Below are 20,365 nucleotides of genomic sequence, written 5' to 3'. Positions count from 1 at the left end.
CCCTGCGCGCGCGGTGCGCCTCGACGCCCCGGCGACCGACGCACCGGCGCGGGTGCGGCTCCCGCTGCGCGAGGCGCGACGCGCCTCATGACGTGCCGGGCCTCATGAGCCGTCGCGAGGCGTTCCTCGAGCGGCAGGCGTCGCTCGTGGCGGAGTCGTCGGTGCTCGTCGGCGGGCGCGCGGTGCGGGTGTGGACGGCCGGGAGCGGGCCCGCCGTGCTGCTGCTGACCGGTCCGGGGCGGGGAGCACGGGTGGATGCGGCGCTGCTGCTGCCGATGCTGGCGCGCCGGCGCCGCGTCGCCGCTCTGGAGCTCGCGGATCTCGCCGATCCGTGGGAGGACGGACCCGCGGCGGTCGCGGCCGTCCTCGACCTTCTGCAGGTCGAGGAGGCGGTCGTCGTCGGCCATTCGCTGGGGGCGGCGGTCGCCGTGAGGGCAGCGGTGTCCGATCCGCGGATCCGGGCGCTGGCCCTGGTCGCCGGGTGGGCCGCTCCGACCGAGCGGCTGATCACCAGCGCGCGCCTCTGGGCGTCCGTCGACGCGGCGGCGCGCGCCGACCTCTCGCGCGTGCTCGCCGTGCGCTCGCTCGCGGAGCTGGGCCCGGAGCGGACGCCGCCGTTCGGGCCGGAGGCGGACGTCCTGCTCGCCGCCGCCGTCGGCGCCGACGTCTCCGACGCCGCCGCGCGCCTCCGGGTGCCGGTGCTCGTCGTCGGCTGCACGGCCGACTCCGTCGTCGGGATCGAGGGGGCGCACGCCCTGCTCGGCACGATCGACGACGCCCGCTTCGCCGAGATCGACTCGGGGCACGCGGTGCTCGCCGAGCGCCCGGCCGAGCTGCTCGCCCTGCTCGAGCACTTCCTCGCCGATCCCTCGCGCGACGCCCCCGGTTCGGTCCTGCCCCGGAGGAGCGTGTGATGGCCGAGGAGGTCGACGTCCTCGTCGTCGGGGCGGGCTTCGCCGGCATCGGAGCCGCGGCACTGCTCGCCCGCCGCGGCGGCACGTCGTTCGCGGTCCTCGAGCGCGCCGATCGGGTCGGCGGCACCTGGCGCGACAACCACTACCCGAACGTGTCGTGCGACATCCCCTCGCACCTCTACTCCTACTCGTTCGCCCCGGAACCGGACTGGTCGGCCCTGTACGCGCCCGGTGCCGAGATACAGGCGTACCTCGAGGCGGTGGTGGCGCGCGAGCGCCTCGAGGCGCACCTGCGGCTCGGCACGGACGTGCTCGCGATGGACTTCGACGAGGAGTCGGAGCGCTGGCGGGTCCGCACGTCGCGCGGCGACTGGTCGGCGGCCGTGCTCGTGGTCTGCGCGGGCAGGCTGTCGGAGCCGCGCCTGCCCGCGATCTCGGGGCTGGACGCGTTCCCCGGCACGGCGTTCCACTCCGCCCGCTGGCGCGACGACGTCGAGCTCGACGGCGCGCGGGTCGGACTCGTCGGGTCGGGCGCCTCCGCGGTGCAGATCCTGCCGCACCTCGCGGAGCGCGCCTCCGACGTGGTGCTGTTCCAGCGCTCGGCTCCGTACGTCGTGCCGCGGCGGAACCGCGAGTACCCGCTCGCCGAGAGGCGGGCGCTGGCGCGCGTGCCCGGCGCCGTGCAACGGCTGCGGGAGGAGCTGTTCTGGAGGGCCGAGCTCGGCTTCGCCGGCCGCGTGGGCGTGCCGGCGGCGATCGACCGCCTGCGCGCCGACGCGCTCGACCACCTCGCGGCGCAGGTCGCGGATCCCGCCCTGCGCGCGGTGCTCACCCCCGACTACGAGATCGGATGCAAGCGCGTGCTGCTCTCGGACGACTACTACCCCGCGCTCGCGCAGGACCACGTGCGCGTCGTGCCGAGTCCGCTGCGCCGGCTGGACGGCTCCGCGGCGATCGGCGACGACGGCCGGGCGCACGACGTCGACGTGCTCGTCTTCGCCACGGGCTTCCACTCGACGCGGCCCCCGTTCGCGCGGCGGATCCGCGGCCGCGGCGGACGTCTGCTGGCCGAGCACTGGGCCGACGGGATGCGGGCCTACGACTCGACGGCCGTGCACGGGTTCCCGAACCTGTTCGTCGTCAACGGCCCCAACGCGAGCCTGGGCCACAACTCGGCCGTGCACATGATCGAGTCGCAGATCGCCTACGTGCTCGCCGCCTTGGAGCATCGCGACCGCACCGGTGGAGCGCTGCTGGAGGTCCGCGCGGAGGCGGAGGCCGCCTCCGTCGCGCGGATCGACGAGCTCAGCGCCGACACGGTGTGGACGAACGGTGGCTGCGAGAGCTGGTACGTGGACGCCGAGTCGCGACGGCTGACGCTGCTCTGGCCGGACTTCGCGTTCGCGTTCCGCGAGGAGCTCGGCCGCTTCGACCCGGCGGCGTACGCGGGCTGAGAGTGCTCGCGCTGGAGAGCCCGACTGTTCGCGGTTGCCGCTCGCGGCGCACGATCTGTCGCGACCGCGCAGGGACGCCTACCCTGAACGAGGAGGTGCCCCGATGGATCCGCAGCGCGTGCTCTACAGCGAGTCGAAGCCGTACGAACTCCCCGAGCGCCTGGACGATCTGCGCGGACCCGAGTCCGGAGTGCTCGAACTCCCCGTGACCGTGTACTGGGGCCCGGACTCGACCGTCGACCTCGGAACGGCCGGCGGCATCGAGAAGGCCTATCAGTGCGTGATCCAGGAAGGGCGGGTGCACGACATCGTCGCGATCCTCCACCCGCTCCGCCTCCGCGAGGTCTGGCCGGACCTGCTGCTCCCGCGCCGGGCACGGGAGCAGTGGGAATCACGCTTCCCCGAGCTGTCGCGGTGATCGAGGATCTCACCGGGATGCAGCGGTTCGTCGCGCGCGCCGCGCTGCAGGCGCTCGAAGGGCTCCACTTCGCCCTCGCGGGATCCGGCGCGATCCGCGAGCACGGCTTCATCGAACGGCCTTCCCGCGACGTCGATCTCTTCAGCGATGATCAGACGACGTTCAGCTCCGCGCTCGTCGTTCTGAGCGAGACCCTCGCCGAGAAGGGGTTCGTCCTCGAGCAGGTGCGCCGCTCCGAGACGTTCGCTCAGTTCAGCGTCACGACACCCGGGGGCGACGTGGTCGACGTCGATCTCGCCGTCGACTGGCGATCCTCGAATCCCGTCGTTCTCGAGGTCGGGCCCGTGCTGGCACTCGAGGACGCCGTCGCGAGCAAGGTCGGAGCGATCTACACCCGGACCGAGGCGCGCGACTTCCTCGATCTGGACGCCATCCGGCAGTCGCGGCGCGTCGAAGACGAGACCCTCCTCCGCTGGGCTGCGGAGCGCGACGACGGATTCGACCGACGGATCTTCGCCCAGCAGCTCGGACTCGTCGCCCGCATCCGGGACGAGCGGTTCGCCGAGTACGGCACGACTGCGAGGGCGCTGCAGGACGTCCGGAGTCGGACGCTCGCGTGGGCTGTGGCGATCACCGCGGGCGGCGATGCGGGCGGACCCCCTCCTCCACACGACTGATCGGGACCGCGCGCGGAGGGGGACGCGGGGTCGATGCGGCGGGTGCCGCGGCGGAGGGAGGATCATGGACGCACCCGATCCCTCCGCACGACAGGACCCCGCCATGCCGGTCGATCACCCCTCCTCCGTCGCACCGCCGCCTCCTCCCGCGCTCGATCACGGCCGCGCCCGCGAGCTGCTGCGCGAGCGGTACGGCGTCGAGGGGTCGCTCCGTGATCTGGGGAGCAACCAGGACCGCAACGTGCTCGTCGAGAGCGACGGGCGCCGGCTGCTCCTCAAGGTCGCGAATCCTGCGACCCCGCGCGCGACGGTCGCGGCGCAGACGGAGGCGGTCGCCCGGCTCGTCGAGGAGCTGCCCGATCTGCGCCTGCCCCGTGCGGTGCCCGACCGCGACGGTCTGACGTTGCAGGAGCTGCGGCTCGGCGAAGCGGTCTGCAGCGCGCGGGTGCTCGAGTTCGTCCCCGGTCGGACCCTGTCGGGATCCGGGTACCTCTCCCCCGCCGTGGTGCGGGCGATGGGCGCGCTCGCGGCGCGCGTCGACGTCGCGCTGACGGAGCATCCGCTCGAGGGCCTGGAGGACCCGGGGCAGTGGGACCTCCGGCGGGCCGGCGCGGTGGTCGAGGCCCTGATCGCGCGGGTGCCCCGGCGCGCCGCCCGGGTGATCCGCGCCGCGGTCGAGCAGGCGCTCGCCGTCGTCGAGCCTCTCGCCGCGGAGCTGCCGGTGCAGCTGGTGCACGGCGACCTCACCGACGACAACACCGTGGCGGGCGACGGCGGGACGCCCGACGGCGTGATCGACTTCGGCGATCTGGGCGCCGGATGGGCGGTGGGCGAGCTGGCGATCACGCTCTCCTCGCTCCTGCACCACGCCGACGCCGACGCGACGACGGTGCTGCGGGCCGCGGCCTCCTACGACGCCCTCCGACCCCTGTCCGACGCCGAGGTCGAGGTGCTCTGGCCGCTCGTCGTGCTGCGGGCGGCCGTGCTCGTCGTCAGCGCTCACGAGGTGCTCGCGGGCGACCCGGGCAACTCCTACGCCGCCGAGAACCTCGAGCACGAGCAGCTGATCCTCGAGCGGGCGCTCGCCGCGCCCCTGCCCGTTCTGCAGGCGCTGGTGCGGCGCTCGCTCGGGCGCGGCGGACCGGCCGGGCAGGCTCCGGCGAGCACGCCGGCACTGCCGATCGACGCCGCGGTCCTCGACCTCTCGCCCGAGAGCCCGCTGCTCGACGCCGGGCGGTGGCTCGAGCCGGATGTCGAGGAGGCGCTGATCGCCGAAGCACTGCAGAGTGCCCCGGCCGCGGTCCTCCGGCACGGCGAGCGCCGCCTGACCCGGGCCCGGCCCCACTCGGCGCACGAGCCCGAGACGGTCGCCCTGCACGTGGCGGTGCACCTCGCCGAGCCGGCCGTCCCGGTCGCTCCGTTCGACGCGGAGGTCGTGTCGGGTGCTCCGGGCGTCCTCGTGCTGCGGGGCGCCGACGTGCGGCTGGTGCTCGAGGGCGTCGAGGACGCCCCTCCGCCCGGGACCCTCGTCGCGGCCGGCGATCCGGTCGGCCGGATCCCCTCGGCCGTGCGGGCGCAGGCGCTGCCGCGTGCGCTCGACGGGGTCGAGCCTCCGCTCTTCGCCCGCCCCGCCTGGGCCGGCGCCTGGCTCGACGTGCTGCTCGACGCGACGCCCCTGCTCCTGGGGCACTCCCTCCCCGCGCCGGAGCCGGACCCCGAGGTCCTCCCCCGCCGGCTCACGCACCTCGCCGACGTGCAGGAGCACTACTTCGAGGAACCGCCGACGATGCTCCGCGGCTGGCGCGAGCACCTCGTCGACGACTCCGCGCGCGTGCACCTCGACGTGCTCAACAACGTGACCTCGATCGGGCACGGGCACCCCCTGCTGGCCGAGCGCGTCGAGCGGCAGTGGCGCCTCCTGAACACCAACTCGCGCTTCTCCTACCCCTCGGTCGGCGTCTTCGCCGAGCGCCTGGCGGCGCTCCTCCCGGAAAGGCTCGACACCGTCCTGCTCGTGAACAGCGGATCGGAGGCGGCCGACCTCGCGCTGCGCCTGGGCCGCGCGTGGTCGGGCCGCGACGACGTGCTCGCGGTGCGCGAGGCGTACCACGGCTGGACCGCGCTCTCGGACGCGGTCTCCACCTCCGTCGCCGACAACCCGGACGCCCTCGAGACCCGGCCGTCGTGGGTGCACACCCTGGATGCGCCGAACAGCTACCGCGGGATCCATCGCGGCGCCGACGCGTTCCGCTACGCCGAGGAGGCCGTCGAGCGGATCCACGCCCTCGCCGCCGAGGGAGCGGCCCCCGGCGCCGTCATCGCCGAGTCCTACTACGGCAACGCGGGCGGCATCCCGCTGCCCGACGGCTACCTCGCCGCCGTCTACGCGGCCGTCCGCGAGCACGGCGGGCTCTGCATCGACGACGAGGTGCAGGTCGGCTACGGCAGGCTCGGCGAGTGGTTCTGGGGCTTCGAGCAGCAGGGAGTGGTGCCCGACGTGGTGGCCGTCGCGAAGGCGATGGGCAACGGGCATCCGCTCGGCGCCGTGATCACGACGCGCGCGATCGCCGAGCGCTACCGCTCGCAGGGCTACTTCTTCTCCTCCGCGGGAGGCAGTCCCGTCAGCTCGGTCGTCGGGACGACCGTCCTCGACGTGCTCGAGGGCGAGGGACTGCAGCAGAACGCCCGCGCGGTCGGCGCGCACCTCCGCGGCCGGCTCGAGGAGCTCGCCGACCGGCATCCGCTGATCGGCGCGGTGCACGGGCACGGCCTCTACCTGGGGCTCGAGCTCGTCCGCGATCGCGAGACGCTCGAGCCGGCGACGGAGGAGACCCGCGCGATCTGCGAGCGCCTGCGCGAGCGCGGCGTGATCGTGCAGCCCACCTCCGACCGCCAGTGCGTGCTGAAGATCAAGCCGCCGCTGTGCTTCACCCGCGAGAGCGCCGACTTCTTCGCCGACCAACTCGACGAGGTGCTGACGACGGGGTGGTGACGACGTCGTCGACCGCAGCGGCCACGCGATCGGGATCCGACGGGAGCTCCGAGCGACGCCTCAGCCCAGCGGCTTCCGCATCCGGTGGTTCACGAGCACCACGCCCCGGCGCACCGGATGACGCCGCTCGACGACCACGAACCCGTGCCGCTCGAAGAAGGGCTGCGCGGTGAGGCTCGCGTCGGTGCCGAGCGCGACCGCCCGCTCCTCGCGGGCGAGCGACTCGACGTGGGCGAGCAGCGCTGCCGCGACTCCGCGGCGACCGTGCTCCGGTGACACGAACAGCATGTCGATCCAGCCCTCGGCGTCGACGTCCGAGAACCCGGCCACTTCCCCGCCGACGACCGCGACCACGGTCGCCCGCGCGCTGCGCGCGCGATCCCAGTCGCCGGGATCGCGATCCTCACGGCGCGCCCAAGCCTCGATCTGCTCGGGCGAGTAGTCGGCGGAGGCCGTCCGGGTGACCGCGTCGAGGAACACCTGCAGCGTCGCCGAGGCGTCGGAGGAGCGGTAGGGGCGGATCACGACCGGCACCCGCCCAGTATCGCGGGAGGCGTCGCGCACCGGCCCCACCGCGGTCGGGACGTCCGTCGCCGGCGCGCTGACCTCCCTCGAAGGCGGGAGCACCCTGGCTCGGACGGCGACGCGAGGATCACCGGGATCGGGCGGGACGGCAGCGCCGGGTCGCCCTGTCGCTCAGAGCCGAGGATAATCGTCTGCGATGCGTGAAGACGACGATGTCGACCTGGTGATCGACGCCTGGGCCGAGGCCCTGCCCGACCTCGACTTCGCGCCCCTCGACGTCGTCTCCCGGCTCCGACGCCTCAGCCCGCGGGTGCAGGAGTTCCGGCGCCAGGCCTTCGCGGTCAGCGACCTCGCTCCGTGGGAGTTCGAGCTGCTCTCGATGCTCCGTCAGAACGGCGCGTCCGGTCTCACCCCCTCGGCGCTCGCGGCCCGCCTGGGCATCTCGAGCGGCAACCTGGCGAACCGGCTCGACCGCCTCGCGGCCCGCGGCCTCCTCGTCCGCGAGCAGAACGCCGCCGACTCGCGGAGCAAGATCGTCTCGCTCACGCCGCGCGGCACGAAGCGCGTCGACGAGGCCATGCGGCACCTGGTGCACGCCGAGGGCGAGGTGCTCGCTGACCTCGACGCGAGGCAGATGGCCGTCCTCATCCAGTGCCTGCGCACAATCAGCGAGACGCTCGACCGCCTGGAGTGAACCGCTACTCCGGGCACCCCGCGAGGTCAAGCCCGTGGGAGCTCGCAGCCGTCCGACGTAGCGTGAGGCATGCGCGGTGAGGCGAGAGCCGGACGCGCTACGACACGCGAAAGCGGAGAGCACCATGACACAGACACCCATCATCCAACCCGCGCGATGGAGCCGGAACGGAGTCCGGATCGTCGTCGTCCCCGGGGCGGAGCTGCCCCGGTTCCGGCTCGAGATCGACCGCCGCCTCATCACCGGCCCCTTCGTCGCCACCGGCCCCTTCGCCTCGGTCGAGGAGGCCGAGCGCGCCGCCGAGATCGCGGCCTCCGCTCTCGGCCGGAAGATCCCGGCCTGACTCCGACGTGCGCGCACTGCTCCTGAGCGGAGAGGGCCGCTACAGCGACCCCTGGCACCCGTTCGGCGAGACCAGCGCCGCCGTCGCGGACCTGCTGACGTCCCGCGGGCACCGGGTCGAGGTGCGAGGAGACGTCGAGGAGGCCCTCGCGGAGGAGGCCCGGGGGCTCGTGGTCGTGAACGTCGGCCTCCCCCGCGACGGGCGCGCCTCGCCCGCCTCGCGAGCGGCGCGCGACGGTCTCGCCCGGCTCCGCGACTCGACGATCCCCGTGCTGGCCCTCCACGTGTCGTCGACGAGCTTCGCCGACGCGCCCGAGTGGCCCGAGCTGCTCGGCGGCCGCTGGGTTCCGGACGTCACGATGCACCCCGTCTTCGGGCCCGCTCGGATCCGCGTGCGCCGCGATCGGCCGGGGATGCAGGACGTGCCCGACTTCGAGGTGCAGGACGAGCGCTACTCCTGGCTCGAGGTCGCGGACGGCGCCGAGGTGCTCGCCGTGCACGAGCACGACGGAGTGGAGCATCCGCTCGTCTGGGCCCTCGAGCGCCCGAGCGGCGGACGCACCGTCTACGACGCCCTCGGTCACACGGCCGAGTCGTACCGCTCGCCGGGGCACCGGGCCCTGCTGGCCGCGGCCCTGGACCGGCTCGGCGTCTAGACGAGGTCCTCGAGGGCGCCGGTCGGCAGTGCGATCCAGCCCTCCGCCCGGGCCGCCTCGCGGTGCTCCGGAGGAATCGGCAGGGTCGCGCCGAGCGCGTGGGCCCGCGCGTTCAGCGCCGCGACGACGGCGTCGAGCGCGTCGTTCGAGCGCTCCATCAGCGCGAACGCGTCCGCCGACCCCTCGAGCCACGGAGCCGCGCGGCGGAGGGCGGCGACGGCCGCCGGCACGGCCTCGGGGCGGGTCTTGTAGCCGGTGGTGTCGATCCGCCAGTGGCGCAGAGCCGCCGCCGGGTAGACCTCGACGAGGCGTCCGCCTCCCGAGCGGTCGACGACCTCGCCGTCGGCCTCGAAGGCCTCGAGCAGCTCGGCGCAGCGCATCGCCGTCATGCCCAGTCGGTCGGTCGAGACGCTCAGCGGCCAGCGGCCGGTCGCGTCCCGCGCGGCGCGGTCGGTCTCGCGGTAGGCGAGCCGACGGCGCCAGTCGCGGCCGGCGAGGGTCCGCGGAGCGACCTCGCGCCGGGTGTGCGCCTGCACGAACGCGGCGAACTCGAGCGGCCAGCCGAACGCGCAGTCGATGCCGACCGCACGGGCTCCGCGCGAGAGAGCGACGATGTCGGCGTCGGAGGAGTCGAGCGCCACGGTGCGGACGACGGCGCGCCCCTCCGCCCACTCCACAGCGGCCCGGGCGGTGCGGCCGGGCTCCGCCGCGAGGTCGACACCGATCGTGAGCACCTCCCGAGGCTAGGGCCTGGTGACCACGGTCCCGCGTGCTCACCGGGACCCGGCCCCGGACGGCTACCCTCGACCCAGCGGCGCCGCGTCGCCCCCGAAGGAGCGCCATGAGACCCGCCGTCGCCGTCGTCCGGATCCTCGTCGCTCTCACGGTGCTGACCGCCGTGGCCGCGACCGCTGCCGACACCGCGTCGCGCACCCCGCTGAACCCGCTCAACTTCTTCGGCTTCTTCACCATCCAGGGCAACATCCTCCTCGCGGTGATCCTGCTGATCACTGCCGGGCTCTCGCTGGCGCGACGGCCGCAGGGATCGGGCCTGGTCCTCGCCCGCGGGGCGGCCACCGGCTACATCGCGATCGTCGGAGTCGTCTACAACCTGCTGCTCGCGGGCCTCGCGGGCGGCGTCACGCTCCCGTGGGCGAACACCGTGATGCACGTGCTGTTCCCGCTCTACGGCGTGCTCGACTGGCTCCTGGTCGGCGACCGGCCGCCGCTGCCCTGGCGCCGCCTCTGGGTCGTGGTCGTGTATCCGATCGTCTGGCTGGTCGTCGTGCTGGTGCGCGGAGCGACCGACGGCTGGGTCCCGTACCCCTTCTTGGACCCGGCGAACGGCTACGGCTCGGTGGCCGCGTACGTGGCGGCGATCGCGGTCGCGTTCGTGCTCGCGGGGGCGCTGGCCTGGGCGATCAGCCGGGTGCAGCTGCTCCGGATGCCCGCGGTGCGCTGAGGAAAGCCCATTCCGGCCGTTCTGGGGTCACCGGCGCAGGACGCCACCGACGCCCCGGGATCTAGCGTCGACCTCGGCGGCCCCCGTCGCCTCCGACCGAGAGCGATCCCCCATGCCGCGCCACTTCCTCCCCCGTCCGCCCCGATCCGCCCGCCGGAGCCGCCTCGCCGCCCTGGCCGCCGGTGCCGTCCTCGCCCTGACCGCCGCCCTCGTGCCGGCGAGCGCCGCGACCGCCGCCACTCCCACGCTCAAGGTCCTCGCCCTCGGCGACTCGATCACGCGCGCGTACGGCACCTGCGGATCGCTCGGCGACTGCCCGAGCAACAACTGGTCCACCGGCACCTCCTCCTCGGTCAACTCCTTCACCGCGCGGCTGCGTGCGGCGAAGCCCGGCACCACCGTGACCTCGGCCAACTTCGCGAAGACCGGCGACGTCATCGCCCAGGTGCCCGCGCGCATCGCCGCGGCCTCGGCCGCGGGAGTGAAGCCCGACGTCGTCACCCTGCTCATCGGCGGCAACGACCTCTGCTCCCCCGACAACAGGGTCGCGGCCGACGGGTACACGATGACCCCCGCCTCGACCTTCAGCGCGTCGGCGACCACTGCGATCTCGACGATCCGCACCACGTGGCCGACCGCGAAGATCGTGCTGTCGTCGATGCCGAACGTGGCCTCGGAGTGGTCGGTCGTCCGCAGCGGCGTCGGCGCGGTCGTGTGGTCCTCGGCCAAGCTCTGCCGCACCACCCGCGGGGTGAGCTCGACGGGGGCGCGCTTGAGCACGACCGCCGCCGCGGCCTCGGCCGCCGCCGCGAAGACTCGCACGGCGCAGTACAACACGGCGCTCAAGAACGCGTGCGCCACCGCCGGTCCGCTCTGCGACTACGACGGAGGCGCGCTGACCGCCACGCCCGTCACCAGCTCGCTGATCGGGAAGGTCGACTACTTCCACCCCAGCGTGGCCGGCCAGGCGAAGATCGCCTCGATCCAGTGGAACGCGTCGAGCTTCGCGACCTCGGGCTGAGCGCTCCCGCTCAGCCGTCCTGGGGGCGCTCGCCCTCGAGCCGGCGCCGCTGCTCCTCGGCGAGCCGCGCGTAGTGCGCCTCCTCGCGCTCGAGATCCGCGAGCTGCTCCTCCGTCGACTTCTGCGGGGGGCGCACGACGATCGTCTGCGGGGCGGCGGGCCGACGGCGCTGCCGGGGGGCGCGGCCGCCGGGGAGGAACGAGCCGCCCTCCGGGCGCTTCCACTCGTGACCGAGGAGGAACCAGATCGTGACGCCGATCAGCGGGATGAACACGATCAGCAGGATCCAGACGATCTTGGGCAGGTTGCGGACCACGTTGTCCGGCTGGCGCACGACGTCCACGAGCGCCAGGACCATCAGCACGACGGTCAGAAGCGAGAAGAGAAACCCCATGCTGAGAGGGTACGTGCCCGAGCGGTGGGGGCCACCGGTTCCTCAGCCGGTGCGTGGCACGATCGGAGGATGAGCGAGCCCCGAGACCGCCCGAGCACCCGTCGCCGTCTCACTCCGCGACGCCTCGCGGCCCTCGCGGCGGGGGTCGTCGGGCTCGTGGGACTCGCGCTCGTGGCGCTCGTGCCCCTGCAGTACGCGACGCTCGCGCGCGCGGGCTTCGACTCCGCGTGCCGGGCGAGCGTCGGGCGGGTGCCCGCGGAGGAGGGCGGACTGCTGCGCGGCGCGTGGTCCTGGTGGCCGCTCGGCACCTCGTGCGAGTGGACGCTGCTCGACGGCACGGTGATCGAGGTCCTGCCGGACTGGTCGACGACGGCCGTCGCGATCGCGGGCGCAACGCTGCTGCTGCTCGGCATCGCGGGCGCGGCCACCGCACTGCTCGTGCGGCGCCGCACCCGCGGCTGAGGATCAGCGGTCGAAGAACGACCCCAGGTCGCCGAGGTCGGGTATCGAGAAGTCCGAGACCTGCTCGCCGAGACCGGACACCTGCTCGCCGACGCCCGACACGACGTCGCCCGCCGATCCGGTGATGTCGCCGAACTCGCCCAGGTCGCCGAAGCCGGCGAGCCCTTCGAGGTCGACGCCCTGCAGGAGGGAGCCGCCCACGCTGCTGAGCACGGCGCCGCCGGCGACCGCGGCCAGCAGTCCGCCCGCGGCTCCGAGGCCCACGCCCGCCGCGGCTCCGACACCGGCGCCCGCGAGGGCCCCGCGCGTGCCGGGCTTCGAGAACATCCTCTTCAGGAATCCGGGGTTCTGCGCTTCGCCGCGGGTGGCGGCCCGGGCGAGGTCGTCCGGAGCGGAGGAGCGCGGCTGCTCGTTCGCGGGCAGCTCGTCGCGCAGGCGCGCCTCGACCTGAGCGCGCTGCTCGGGCGTCAGCTTCGCGAACGCGTCGCGGTGCACCTGCTCGAGCTGCTCGGGGTCGGCCGTGCGGAGGAGGTAGTCGTAGCGGGCGATGGCGGCGCGGTCCTCCGCCGTGACCGCAGGCCGACCGGGGCGCGCGTCCTGCGGGCGCGCGGAGGGACGGTGCTCGGGAGCGCCGTACTGCGGCGCCGGACGGGAATCGCCGGTCACCTTGTCGGCGGCGGTGCGGACCAGATCGCGCCAGTCCGTCCCTCCGCTCGAGGCTGCGGGGCGCGCGGTGGAGCTCGAGGAGCTCGTCGAGTCGAGCGCCTTCGACGCCATGCTGAGGATGCGCTTGAGAGTGCTCACAGAAGACCTTCCGTCGGGTGTCAGCCTCGATCATCCCGGGGCCGCCTGGACGAAGGCCCATGGAACGCTCTCGACGAGCCCGGAATCGCACGCCCCGGCCGATCGGTCGGATCCCCCGGTGGTCCGGTCGGGCGCGGTCCACGCCAGCCCGCCATGCTTCCCTCATGACCTCGACCGCCTCCGTCCCCGTCGTCCGCGCCGAGCCGACGGCCCAGCGGCTCCCCGTCGTCCCCCTCGTCGTGCTGATGCTCCTCAGCTTCCTGCTCGTCACCGCCGAGTTCCTGCCGAACGGAGTGCTCACCGAGATGGCGGCCGGTCTCGGCGTCACCCCGGGTCAGGCCGGGCAGACGGTCACCGTGACGGCGTTCGTGGGCCTCCTGGTCGCTCCGACCATCGGCCTGATCGTCCCGGGGCTCGATCGCCGCACCCTCCTGGTCTGGACCGCCGTCGCCGCAGGAGCGTCGAGCGTGCTCGCCGCCCTCGCGCCGACCCTCCCCCTGGTCCTCCTCTCGCGGATCCTGCTCGGAGCCGCCATCAGCGCGTTCTGGTCGATGTCGATCACGGTCGTCGCCCGCGTCGCGGGACCGGAGCGGGTGGGCCGGGCGACCATGTTCACGAGCGCGGGGCTGTCGCTCGCGACCGTCGCCGGAGTGCCGTTGGGCGTGATCCTGAGCGAGCTGATCGACTGGCGCGCGGCGTTCGTCGTGATCGGCGTGCTCACCGCGCTGCTCGCTCTGCCGCTGCGACTCCTCCTGCCCCGCGTGCCCGCCGCCGCGTCCGCCGGGCTGGGCGTGCTGCTCGACACCGTGCGCCGCCCGGGGGTGCGCCAGGGCTTCGCGGGCCACGTCCTCGTCGTCCTCGGCCACTTCCTCGCGTACACCTACATCCGCCTCGCTCTCGAGCGCACCGACGCCGACGCGGCGACCGTCGTCGGCCTGCTGGCGCTCTTCGGGGTCGGCGGGCTGCTCGGGAACATCGTGATCGGCTCCGTCATCGACCGCACCTTCGCGGTCTTCGGGATCGTGGCGCCCGTGGCCATCGCGATCGCCGTCGGAGGCGTGCTGCTGCTCCCCGGATCCGTCGTCGCGATCGCGGTGGCGGTCGGCGTCTGGGGCTTCTTCTTCGCCTCGTGGCTGATCATCGTCAACGCGTGGGTCGGCCACCGGATGACCGACCGGCTCGAGGCCGGCGGGAGCCTGGTGGTCGTCGGGTTCCAGGCCGCGATCGTCGTCGCGGCGGGACTCGGCGGGGTCCTCGTGGACTCGGTCGGGATCGAGGCCGACTACGCGATCGGCGCGGTGCTGCTCCTCGTGGGAGCGGCGCTCTTCGGCTCGGCGGCCCGGCGCCGCGTCAGAGCGCCTCAGGCCTCCTGACGGGTCGCCCGCCACAGCGACGGCACGACGCCGGCGTGACGGCGGAAGGCCCGGCTGAACCCGTCGTCCGAGGAGTAGCCCAGCGCGCGGGCGGCCTCGGACACGGTCCGTCCCTGCTCCAGCAGCTCCTTCGCCCGCCGCATGCGCACGTCGGCGACGTAGTCGGCCGGAGTCCGCCCGAACGCCGCTCGGAACCGCTCGGTCAGCACGGTGCGCGACATCGCTCCGGCGCTCGCCAGCCGATCGACGGTCCACTCCCGCCCGGGGTCGTCGGCAACGGCCGCAGCCACCCGGTCCAGGTGGACGTCGCCGGTGAGCGGACGCGGTCCGCCGTCCTCGCCGGACGCCCAGGCCCGCACCACCGAGAGCAGCACCGTGCGCACCATCAGCCGGCAGATCACCGGGTCGCCCGAGCGCGCCGATCCGCCCCGGGGCGGGCCCAGTTGCGCCGCCAGGGCGGCCGCGGCGGGCTCGAGCCGGGCGAATCCGGGGGCGAGCACCAGCCCGGGCAGCGGCCGGAGGCACGCCGCGGGCTCGAGCCGCAGCTCGACGACCATCAGTCCGGCGCCCGAGGTCGATGCGAGCGCTGCCGCCCGCCGCCCGAAGCTCAGCAGTGCGTCGCCCGCCAGCAGAGTGCGCGGCAGCGGGGCCGCCACCGCGTCGCCCGCCGCGAGGTCGAGCTCGCAGGCGGCTCCGGCCGGGGCGAGGGCCGTCAGCTCGCCGTCGACGACGTAGACGAGCACGACGACGCCCTCGGCGAGCACGAGCCTCTCCCCTGGCGCGAGCGTCCGCCGCCGGAGCTCGCCGAGCGTCACGTCCAGTGAGGAGAGGACGTCCTCGAGCACTGCGGGTTCGATCGTCATTCCCGGAGCAACGCGCGGAGCTGCGGCGCCATTCCTGCGGCGCCGGGCATCGGTTCGCACGCGCGCCGCGACCGCCTTCTGGCGCCGCAGGTTAGGTAAGGCTAAGCTGTGCTGCGCTCCTGCTCCCCGTCCTCCGGAGGCTCCGTGTCCTGTGACCGCGCTCGGGCGCTCGCGGACGTCCGACCCGCCCTGATCAGCACCCGCGGGCTCTCCATCACGCACGAGGGTGCCGAGCGCCCGTCCCCCTGCGCCGTCGATCTCGACGTCCGCCCCGGCGAGGTGCTGCTCACCCTCGGCCCGTCCGGTTCGGGCAAGTCGACCCTGACGCTCGCGCTGAACGGGCTCGTGCCGCACTCGATCCCGGCAGAACTCCGAGGCACCGTCTCCATCGGAGGCCGCTCGAGCGTCGATCTCCCGGTCGCCGAGGCCGGCCGCACCGTGGCGATGGTGTTCCAGGATCCCGACGCGCAGATCGTCACCGGCTCCGTCCTCGACGAGGTCGCGTTCGGACCCGAGAACCTGCTCGTGCCCGCCGCCGAGGTCCTCGAGCGGGCCGAGCGGGCGCTGCGACGGGTCGGGCTGTGGGAGCGGCGCTCGGAGGACCCGGACCGCCTCTCCGGCGGCGGACGGCAGCGGCTCGCGATCGCGTGCGCCCTGGCGCTCGGCTCCCCCGTCCTGGTGCTCGACGAGCCGACCGCCAACCTCGATCCGGTGGGCACGGAGGAGGTCTACGCGATCCTCGCGGAGCTGGTGCGGGAGGGGGCGGTGGCGGTCGTGCTGGTGGAGCACGATCTCGATGCGGCGGTGGGCCTCGTCGACCGGGTGCTCGTCCTCGACCGCGACGGGCGACCGGCTCTGGAGGGCACGGTCGACGAGGTCCTCCGCGACGGCGCCGACACGCTCGCCGCCCTCGGGGTCTGGCTCCCGACGGCCGCGCTCGCCGCGCTCCGGCTGCGGTCGGCCGGAGTGCGCCTCGCCCCGCTGCCGCTGACCGTTCGCGAGCTCGCCGCGGCGCTCGACGCGGTGGAGTCGCTGCCCGCGCCGCCCCCCGCCGCGCCGCCCCGCGCGGCCGCCGAGCCGCTCCTCCGGGTCCGCGGCCTGTCCGTGGTGAAGCGCGGAGCGACGCTGGTGCGCGAGGTCGACCTCGACGTGGCCGCCGGTGATCTGCTGGCGATCGTCGGAACGAACGGCGCCGGCAAGACCACGCTCCTGCAGGCGATCGCGGGCGTCGTCCCGCCGCCCCGCCGGACGGTCGAGATCGCCGGGCTCGACCCGTCCCGCGCCGACCCGCGCACGCTGGCCGCGACCGTCGGCTTCGTCTTCCAGAACCCCGAGCACCAGTTCGTCCGGCCCACCGTCGCCCTGGAGCTCGCGCACGGCCTGCGGATCAGGGGCGTCGATGTCGACGAGACCCGCGAGCGCGTCGACGGGATGCTCCGCCGCTTCGGGCTCCTCGCCCTGCGCGACCAGCACCCCTTCCTGCTGTCGGGCGGCCAGAAGCGCCGGCTCTCGGTCGGCACGGCGCTCATCACCGGAGCCCCCGTCCTCGCGCTCGACGAGCCGACGTTCGGCCAGGACAGGGCGCACGCCGGCGAGCTGCTGGACGTGCTCGAGCAGCTGCGCGACGAGGGCACCACCGTGCTGGTCGTGACCCACGACCTCCAGCTCGTCGCCGACCGCGCGGATCGCCTCGCTGTCATGGGCGGCGGGCGGCTCCTCGGCGAGGGTCCCGCGGCGGACGTCCTCGCGAGCGGCCTGCTCGAGTCGGCCGGCCTCCTCCGCCCGCCCCTCGCCCGCGCGATGCGGAGTCTCGAGCGGCACCCGGCGTGGCGCGGGATCACCCGCTTCCGCGACCTGCCCGGGGTCCCCGGATGAGCGCCGCAGCGCTCGGCCCCTCCCTCGCGCTCCCGAGCCGGGCGCGCTTCCTGCACGGGCTGAACCCGCTGAGCAAGGCCGTGGCCCCGCTGCCCGCGATGGTGGCGCTCCTCATCGTGCGCGACGCCGCGACTCCGCTGGCGTTCCTCCTCGTCGCGATCGCGCTCCTGCTCGTCGGCGCCCGCATGAGCCGACGGACCGTCACCGCCGTGCTCCTCGGCTTCCCGATCGCCGTCGCCGTCCTCACCGTCAGCTTCACCGCCTGGGTCGATCCCGCACGCGTCGACGACTCCGCCGTGCTGCTCGAGGTGGGTGGACTGCAGGTGCGCGCGGGGGCACTGCAGATCGGGCTCGCCACGGCGCTGCGCCTCGCGAGCCTGTCCGGCCTCGCGCTCCTCGGCGGGCTGACGACCACCGGTCCGGACCTCGTGCGCGCACTCGTGCAGCAGCTGCACGTCCCGTACCGGATCGGCTGGACCGCGCTGGCCGCCTACCGCTTCGTGCCGCGCTTCGCCCACGAGCTCGCCGTCATCCGGGCCGCCCACCGCGTGCGAGGGACGGTCGCCGGACGCGGACCCGTCGCTCTGCTGCGCCGGTGGCTCGGGTACGTCGTCCCCCTGCTCGCGAGCGCGATCCGCCACGCCGAGCGGGTCGCCCTCTCGATGGACTCGCGCGCCTTCGGGGCGCATCCGACCAGGACCCAGCGGTACCCGGTGCCGTTCCGGGCTCGGGACATCGTCTTCGTCGTCGTCTTCTGGGCCGGCACCGCCGCGCTCCTGCTCACCCTCCCCTCCTCGGGGATCCTCACGATCGGAGTTCCATGACCGTCCGTCGCCGCGCGAGCACGCGCTACCTCCTCACCTGCGCCGTCCTCGGCGTCGCCGGCGGTCTGCTGACCGTCGGGATGAACTACGCGAGCCTGGCGCTGTCCGTCCTCGCCCCCGCGTTCGTCGCCGTCACGATCGGCGCGTGGATCCTGCCGTCGATGACCGGCCTCGCACTGCTGCAGCGCCCGGGGGCGGGGTTCCTGATCGCGCTGCTGGCGGGCCTCGTGAACGCTCCCTTGACTCCGTTCGGCTTCGCCCAGCTGCCGACGGTGGTCATGGCGGGCGTGCTGTCGGAGCTGCCGTTCCTCATCACCCTCTACCGGAACTGGAGCGCATCGGTGTTCTTCGTCGGCTACGGCGTGCTGATCACCGCGTTCTCGACGCTCTGGTTCGTCTACATCGACGCCGTGATGAGCGTTCCGTGGCTCCTCGTCGTGCTCTACGCGCTCACCGCCGTCGTCTCGCTCGGCTTCGTGCAGCTGGCGCTGGTCCTCGCGCGGAGGCTGCGCGCCGCCGGAGTGGGACGCTCGAGCGCCGCCCTGCAGCGCACGGCGGGAGCCGCCCGTGGCTAGGGGCACCGCGCGCCGCGTCGAGCCGTCCGAGAAGACGATGCTCCTCGCCCACGTCGCCTCGTCCGAGAAGGTCAGTGCCTCCTTCCAGCGGGTGACGATCACCGGGGAGTCGCTCGAGCACTTCACGCCGCTCGGCTTCGACCAGTGGTTCCGCCTCTTCCTCCCGCAGCCCGGCCACGACGACATGCGCCTGCCGAAGAACATCGGGCTGCTGGGCTACGCGAGGTTCCTGACGATCCCCAAGGCCGAGCGCCCGGCGCTGCGCAACTACACCGTCAGCGCGTTCCGGCCCGCCTCCGCCGGGTCCGCGGCCGAGCTCGACATCGACTTCGCGCTCCACGGCGACGACGGATTCGCGTCCCGCTGGGCGGCGCACGCGCGCGTCGGCGACCGGGTCGCGATCCTCGACGAGGGGATCCTCTACGTGCCGCCCGCCGGCGCCCGCCGCCACCTGATCGTCACCGACGAGACGGGTCTTCCCGCGCTCGCGGGCATCGGCCGCTCGCTGCCGCCGGACGCGGTCGGCGACGCGGTACTCGAGGTGGTCGACGCCTCCGATGCGGCAGCGCTGACCCTGCCTCCCGGGCTCGTGCTGCACCTGCTGATCCGCGCCCCCGGAGTCGCGCCGGGAACGCTCGCGCTGGCGCATCTCGAGGCGATGACCCTCGAGACCGACGGCCTGTACGCCTTCGCCATCGGCGAGTCCGCGCTCGCGACGGGCGCGCGCCGCCACCTCGTCGGCGAGCGCCGAGTGCCCAAGGGGCACGTCACGTTCTGCGGGTACTGGAAGTCGGGGCACTGAGGCGGGGCGGACCCGCGGATGCAGAACCTCGGCCGAGGAGGGTCCTCGGCCACGACGGTCGCCGTGGTCGGGATCCGGCCCACGTTCTGCACGATGACGTCACGACCCGACGTCGCCCGGCGACCGATCGGCCCGCGGCTTCGCCGACCTCCGCGTCGACGCGCCCTTGCCGCCGGAGTCGCGCAGCGGGATGATGACCGCGACGAAGGAGTCGGTCTCATGACGCAGCGGATTCGTGCCCGGGTACTCAGCGCAGCGCTGGTCGGTGTCGTGGCGATGGGAGCGGCCCTCGTGCCGAGCGGCGCGGCGGTCGCGCTGACACCGCCTCCCTCGGCCTCCGGCAGCGGGACGACCGGTTCGGTCCAGTTGACTCCCGTGCTGTCCGCGGGCGAGACCGCCACTCCGATCAGCCTCGGCCTGGGACGTCCGACGGTGGTCCTCCAGGGCTTCCCGGCCGGGAACGGCGGTCGTTCGGGCATCACGAGTGGAGACGGGATCGTCGTCGTCCAGGGCCAGGTCGAGATCGCCGGGGACACGCTCCTCCGCGTCGACGTCGAGGCCGGTGACGACTCGGTCCAGCTCCGCACCGAGCTGACCTGGATCGAACCGCGCGATCTCGACCCCTACGACTTCGCGACCGTCCAAGGCCCCGGCACGAGCGACCGCTACGACCTCGCGCGGCCGTTCGACGGCCTGTGGCTGATCGACGTGTACCAGGTGTCCGGCCCCGCCGGCGTGCCCGTCGACGTCCGGACGACGACCGCGAAGCCCGAGGCGCCGCTCACCCTCTCCCCCGCGACCGTGTCCGCGGCGAGCCCGACCGTCACGGCGAGCTGGTCGGGCCTCGCGCCGAACCAGACGTACCTCGCCGGTGTGCTCTGGGCGGGCGCGAGCACCTCGTCCGTTGTCGAGGTGACCACCGGTCCCGGTCGGCCGGTCGCGACCACCACCACGGCCCGGCTCTCCACGCCCCTCCAGCTCCCGACGAACTCGACGACGCTCCTCACGTCCGTCCGAGCGGCCGACGGCAGTGCCGGTCCCGGCGTGCTGTCGCTGAAGATCGACGGAGTCGTCCGCTGGAGCGGCACGGTGGTCACGGGCGCCCCCGCCGTCCGGCTCACGGTGCCGAAGCTCCCCCTCGGCCTCCACTCCGTCCAGACCGAGTTCCGACCGTCCGCACCCTCGCTGACGCCGTCGAAGAGCACCGCACTGCGCCTGGTCTCGCTGGCGAAGTAGGG

Annotated in this window: 22 protein-coding genes; 17 read left to right on the top strand and 5 right to left on the bottom strand. The window is 74.2% G+C overall.

The window, feature by feature from the left end; translation table 11 throughout:
- Positions 1-104: 104 nt before the first annotated feature.
- From ASF46_RS19385 to ASF46_RS05000, 5 genes are all read left to right on the top strand, one after another.
- Positions 105-914 (top strand): alpha/beta fold hydrolase, encoded by an 810-nt coding sequence (locus ASF46_RS19385; protein ID WP_056866636.1) that lies wholly within the window; start codon positions 105-107, stop codon positions 912-914.
- A complete protein-coding gene (locus ASF46_RS05015; RefSeq protein WP_056866635.1) occupies positions 914-2,368 on the top strand; it encodes a flavin-containing monooxygenase in 1,455 nt (484 codons plus the stop codon). The genes ASF46_RS19385 and ASF46_RS05015 overlap by 1 nt, the downstream gene beginning before the upstream one ends.
- 103 nt (positions 2,369-2,471) lie before the next feature.
- Positions 2,472-2,786, top strand: a complete 315-nt coding sequence (locus ASF46_RS05010) for a hypothetical protein (RefSeq protein ID WP_056866634.1) — start codon at positions 2,472-2,474, stop codon at positions 2,784-2,786.
- Between the two features lie 17 nt (positions 2,787-2,803).
- Entirely contained in the window at positions 2,804-3,463 is a 660-nt protein-coding gene (locus ASF46_RS05005; RefSeq protein ID WP_157602216.1) for a nucleotidyl transferase AbiEii/AbiGii toxin family protein, read from the top strand.
- Positions 3,464-3,527: 64 nt separating this feature from the next.
- Positions 3,528-6,455, top strand: coding sequence for an aminotransferase (locus tag ASF46_RS05000; RefSeq protein ID WP_200919662.1), 2,928 nt, complete (start codon positions 3,528-3,530; stop codon positions 6,453-6,455).
- 60 nt (positions 6,456-6,515) lie between these two features.
- On the opposite strand, the gene ASF46_RS04995 is transcribed toward ASF46_RS05000, so the two are convergent.
- Entirely contained in the window at positions 6,516-6,989 is a 474-nt protein-coding gene (locus ASF46_RS04995) for a GNAT family N-acetyltransferase (protein WP_056866631.1), read from the bottom strand.
- Positions 6,990-7,176: 187 nt separating this feature from the next.
- Here ASF46_RS04995 and ASF46_RS04990 point away from each other — a divergent pair, with 187 nt between their 5' ends.
- The 3 genes from ASF46_RS04990 (at position 7,177) to ASF46_RS04980 (ending at position 8,672) form a co-directional block, all read left to right on the top strand.
- Positions 7,177-7,674 (top strand): MarR family winged helix-turn-helix transcriptional regulator, encoded by a 498-nt coding sequence (locus ASF46_RS04990; RefSeq protein WP_056866630.1) that lies wholly within the window; start codon positions 7,177-7,179, stop codon positions 7,672-7,674.
- A gap of 124 nt (positions 7,675-7,798) precedes the next feature.
- Complete coding sequence (locus ASF46_RS04985; RefSeq protein ID WP_056866629.1) at positions 7,799-8,017, top strand: hypothetical protein; 219 nt, start codon at positions 7,799-7,801, stop codon at positions 8,015-8,017.
- A 7-nt stretch (positions 8,018-8,024) separates the two neighbouring features.
- The gene (locus ASF46_RS04980) at positions 8,025-8,672 is read left to right on the top strand and encodes a ThuA domain-containing protein (protein ID WP_056866628.1); all 648 of its coding nucleotides are present in this window, start codon (positions 8,025-8,027) and stop codon (positions 8,670-8,672) included.
- On the opposite strand, the gene ASF46_RS04975 is transcribed toward ASF46_RS04980, so the two are convergent.
- Positions 8,669-9,406 carry a DUF429 domain-containing protein gene (locus tag ASF46_RS04975; protein WP_056866627.1) on the bottom strand — a complete coding sequence of 246 codons (738 nt, stop codon included), beginning with the start codon at positions 9,404-9,406 and terminating at the stop codon, positions 8,669-8,671. The two genes, ASF46_RS04980 and ASF46_RS04975, sit on opposite strands and share 4 nt — an antisense overlap.
- 107 nt (positions 9,407-9,513) lie before the next feature.
- Between ASF46_RS04975 and ASF46_RS04970 the strand changes: the two genes are divergently transcribed.
- Both ASF46_RS04970 and ASF46_RS04965 read left to right on the top strand, forming a co-directional pair.
- On the top strand, positions 9,514-10,134 hold the full coding sequence (locus ASF46_RS04970) for a Pr6Pr family membrane protein (RefSeq protein ID WP_157602214.1): 621 nt from the start codon (positions 9,514-9,516) through the stop codon (positions 10,132-10,134).
- A gap of 112 nt (positions 10,135-10,246) precedes the next feature.
- On the top strand, positions 10,247-11,155 hold the full coding sequence (locus ASF46_RS04965; protein ID WP_056866626.1) for an SGNH/GDSL hydrolase family protein: 909 nt from the start codon (positions 10,247-10,249) through the stop codon (positions 11,153-11,155).
- 10 nt (positions 11,156-11,165) lie between these two features.
- On the opposite strand, the gene ASF46_RS04960 is transcribed toward ASF46_RS04965, so the two are convergent.
- Positions 11,166-11,549, bottom strand: a complete 384-nt coding sequence (locus ASF46_RS04960; RefSeq protein WP_056866625.1) for a PLD nuclease N-terminal domain-containing protein — start codon at positions 11,547-11,549, stop codon at positions 11,166-11,168.
- A gap of 69 nt (positions 11,550-11,618) precedes the next feature.
- Between ASF46_RS04960 and ASF46_RS04955 the strand changes: the two genes are divergently transcribed.
- A complete protein-coding gene (locus tag ASF46_RS04955) occupies positions 11,619-12,011 on the top strand; it encodes a hypothetical protein (protein WP_056866624.1) in 393 nt (130 codons plus the stop codon).
- 3 nt (positions 12,012-12,014) lie between these two features.
- Here the strand turns inward: ASF46_RS04955 and ASF46_RS04950 are convergent, their stop codons facing one another.
- Positions 12,015-12,815 (bottom strand): hypothetical protein, encoded by an 801-nt coding sequence (locus ASF46_RS04950; RefSeq protein ID WP_056866623.1) that lies wholly within the window; start codon positions 12,813-12,815, stop codon positions 12,015-12,017.
- 164 nt (positions 12,816-12,979) lie between these two features.
- Between ASF46_RS04950 and ASF46_RS04945 the strand changes: the two genes are divergently transcribed.
- On the top strand, positions 12,980-14,188 hold the full coding sequence (locus ASF46_RS04945; RefSeq protein WP_056866622.1) for an MFS transporter: 1,209 nt from the start codon (positions 12,980-12,982) through the stop codon (positions 14,186-14,188).
- Here the strand turns inward: ASF46_RS04945 and ASF46_RS04940 are convergent.
- Positions 14,176-15,051 carry a helix-turn-helix transcriptional regulator gene (locus tag ASF46_RS04940; RefSeq protein WP_056866621.1) on the bottom strand — a complete coding sequence of 292 codons (876 nt, stop codon included), beginning with the start codon at positions 15,049-15,051 and terminating at the stop codon, positions 14,176-14,178. The genes ASF46_RS04945 and ASF46_RS04940 overlap by 13 nt on opposite strands.
- A 144-nt stretch (positions 15,052-15,195) precedes the next feature.
- Between ASF46_RS04940 and ASF46_RS04935 the strand changes: the two genes are divergently transcribed.
- The 5 genes from ASF46_RS04935 to ASF46_RS04915 all read left to right on the top strand — a co-directional run bounded on the left by ASF46_RS04935 (position 15,196) and on the right by ASF46_RS04915 (position 20,363).
- Complete coding sequence (locus ASF46_RS04935; RefSeq protein ID WP_056866620.1) at positions 15,196-16,926, top strand: ABC transporter ATP-binding protein; 1,731 nt, start codon at positions 15,196-15,198, stop codon at positions 16,924-16,926.
- Entirely contained in the window at positions 16,923-17,750 is an 828-nt protein-coding gene (locus ASF46_RS04930) for an energy-coupling factor transporter transmembrane component T family protein (RefSeq protein ID WP_056866619.1), read from the top strand. Before ASF46_RS04935 ends, ASF46_RS04930 begins: the two co-directional genes overlap by 4 nt.
- Positions 17,747-18,325 (top strand): ECF transporter S component, encoded by a 579-nt coding sequence (locus tag ASF46_RS04925; RefSeq protein WP_056866618.1) that lies wholly within the window; start codon positions 17,747-17,749, stop codon positions 18,323-18,325. Before ASF46_RS04930 ends, ASF46_RS04925 begins: the two co-directional genes overlap by 4 nt.
- Complete coding sequence (locus ASF46_RS04920) at positions 18,318-19,127, top strand: siderophore-interacting protein (RefSeq protein WP_056866617.1); 810 nt, start codon at positions 18,318-18,320, stop codon at positions 19,125-19,127. The genes ASF46_RS04925 and ASF46_RS04920 overlap by 8 nt, the downstream gene beginning before the upstream one ends.
- A 219-nt stretch (positions 19,128-19,346) precedes the next feature.
- A complete protein-coding gene (locus ASF46_RS04915) occupies positions 19,347-20,363 on the top strand; it encodes a hypothetical protein (RefSeq protein ID WP_056866616.1) in 1,017 nt (338 codons plus the stop codon).
- Positions 20,364-20,365 lie beyond the last annotated feature (2 nt).

This window comes from Rathayibacter sp. Leaf296, from assembly GCF_001423045.1.
Classification (GTDB): Bacteria; Actinomycetota; Actinomycetes; order Actinomycetales; family Microbacteriaceae; genus Rathayibacter; species Rathayibacter caricis.
The sequence above is the reverse complement of the archived record's forward strand: the minus strand, read 5'-3'. Positions and strand labels throughout refer to the sequence as shown.

What these genes read in the sequence shown, in the direction of transcription:
- ASF46_RS04915 (WP_056866616.1), top strand. Translation starts at nt 19,347, where the DNA reads ATGACGCAGCGGATTCGTGCCCGGGTACTCAGCGCAGCGCTGGTCGGT.
- ASF46_RS04990 (WP_056866630.1), top strand. Translation starts at nt 7,177, where the DNA reads ATGCGTGAAGACGACGATGTCGACCTGGTGATCGACGCCTGGGCCGAG.
- ASF46_RS05000 (WP_200919662.1), top strand. Translation starts at nt 3,528, where the DNA reads ATGGACGCACCCGATCCCTCCGCACGACAGGACCCCGCCATGCCGGTC.
- ASF46_RS04925 (WP_056866618.1), top strand. Translation starts at nt 17,747, where the DNA reads ATGACCGTCCGTCGCCGCGCGAGCACGCGCTACCTCCTCACCTGCGCC.
- ASF46_RS04945 (WP_056866622.1), top strand. Translation starts at nt 12,980, where the DNA reads ATGACCTCGACCGCCTCCGTCCCCGTCGTCCGCGCCGAGCCGACGGCC.
- ASF46_RS04985 (WP_056866629.1), top strand. Translation starts at nt 7,799, where the DNA reads ATGACACAGACACCCATCATCCAACCCGCGCGATGGAGCCGGAACGGA.
- ASF46_RS05010 (WP_056866634.1), top strand. Translation starts at nt 2,472, where the DNA reads ATGGATCCGCAGCGCGTGCTCTACAGCGAGTCGAAGCCGTACGAACTC.
- ASF46_RS05005 (WP_157602216.1), top strand. Translation starts at nt 2,804, where the DNA reads ATGCAGCGGTTCGTCGCGCGCGCCGCGCTGCAGGCGCTCGAAGGGCTC.
- ASF46_RS04965 (WP_056866626.1), top strand. Translation starts at nt 10,247, where the DNA reads ATGCCGCGCCACTTCCTCCCCCGTCCGCCCCGATCCGCCCGCCGGAGC.
- ASF46_RS04930 (WP_056866619.1), top strand. Translation starts at nt 16,923, where the DNA reads ATGAGCGCCGCAGCGCTCGGCCCCTCCCTCGCGCTCCCGAGCCGGGCG.
- ASF46_RS19385 (WP_056866636.1), top strand. Translation starts at nt 105, where the DNA reads ATGAGCCGTCGCGAGGCGTTCCTCGAGCGGCAGGCGTCGCTCGTGGCG.
- ASF46_RS04970 (WP_157602214.1), top strand. Translation starts at nt 9,514, where the DNA reads ATGAGACCCGCCGTCGCCGTCGTCCGGATCCTCGTCGCTCTCACGGTG.
- ASF46_RS05015 (WP_056866635.1), top strand. Translation starts at nt 914, where the DNA reads ATGGCCGAGGAGGTCGACGTCCTCGTCGTCGGGGCGGGCTTCGCCGGC.
- ASF46_RS04960 (WP_056866625.1), bottom strand. Translation starts at nt 11,549, where the DNA reads ATGGGGTTTCTCTTCTCGCTTCTGACCGTCGTGCTGATGGTCCTGGCG.
- ASF46_RS04940 (WP_056866621.1), bottom strand. Translation starts at nt 15,051, where the DNA reads ATGACGATCGAACCCGCAGTGCTCGAGGACGTCCTCTCCTCACTGGAC.
- ASF46_RS04955 (WP_056866624.1), top strand. Translation starts at nt 11,619, where the DNA reads ATGAGCGAGCCCCGAGACCGCCCGAGCACCCGTCGCCGTCTCACTCCG.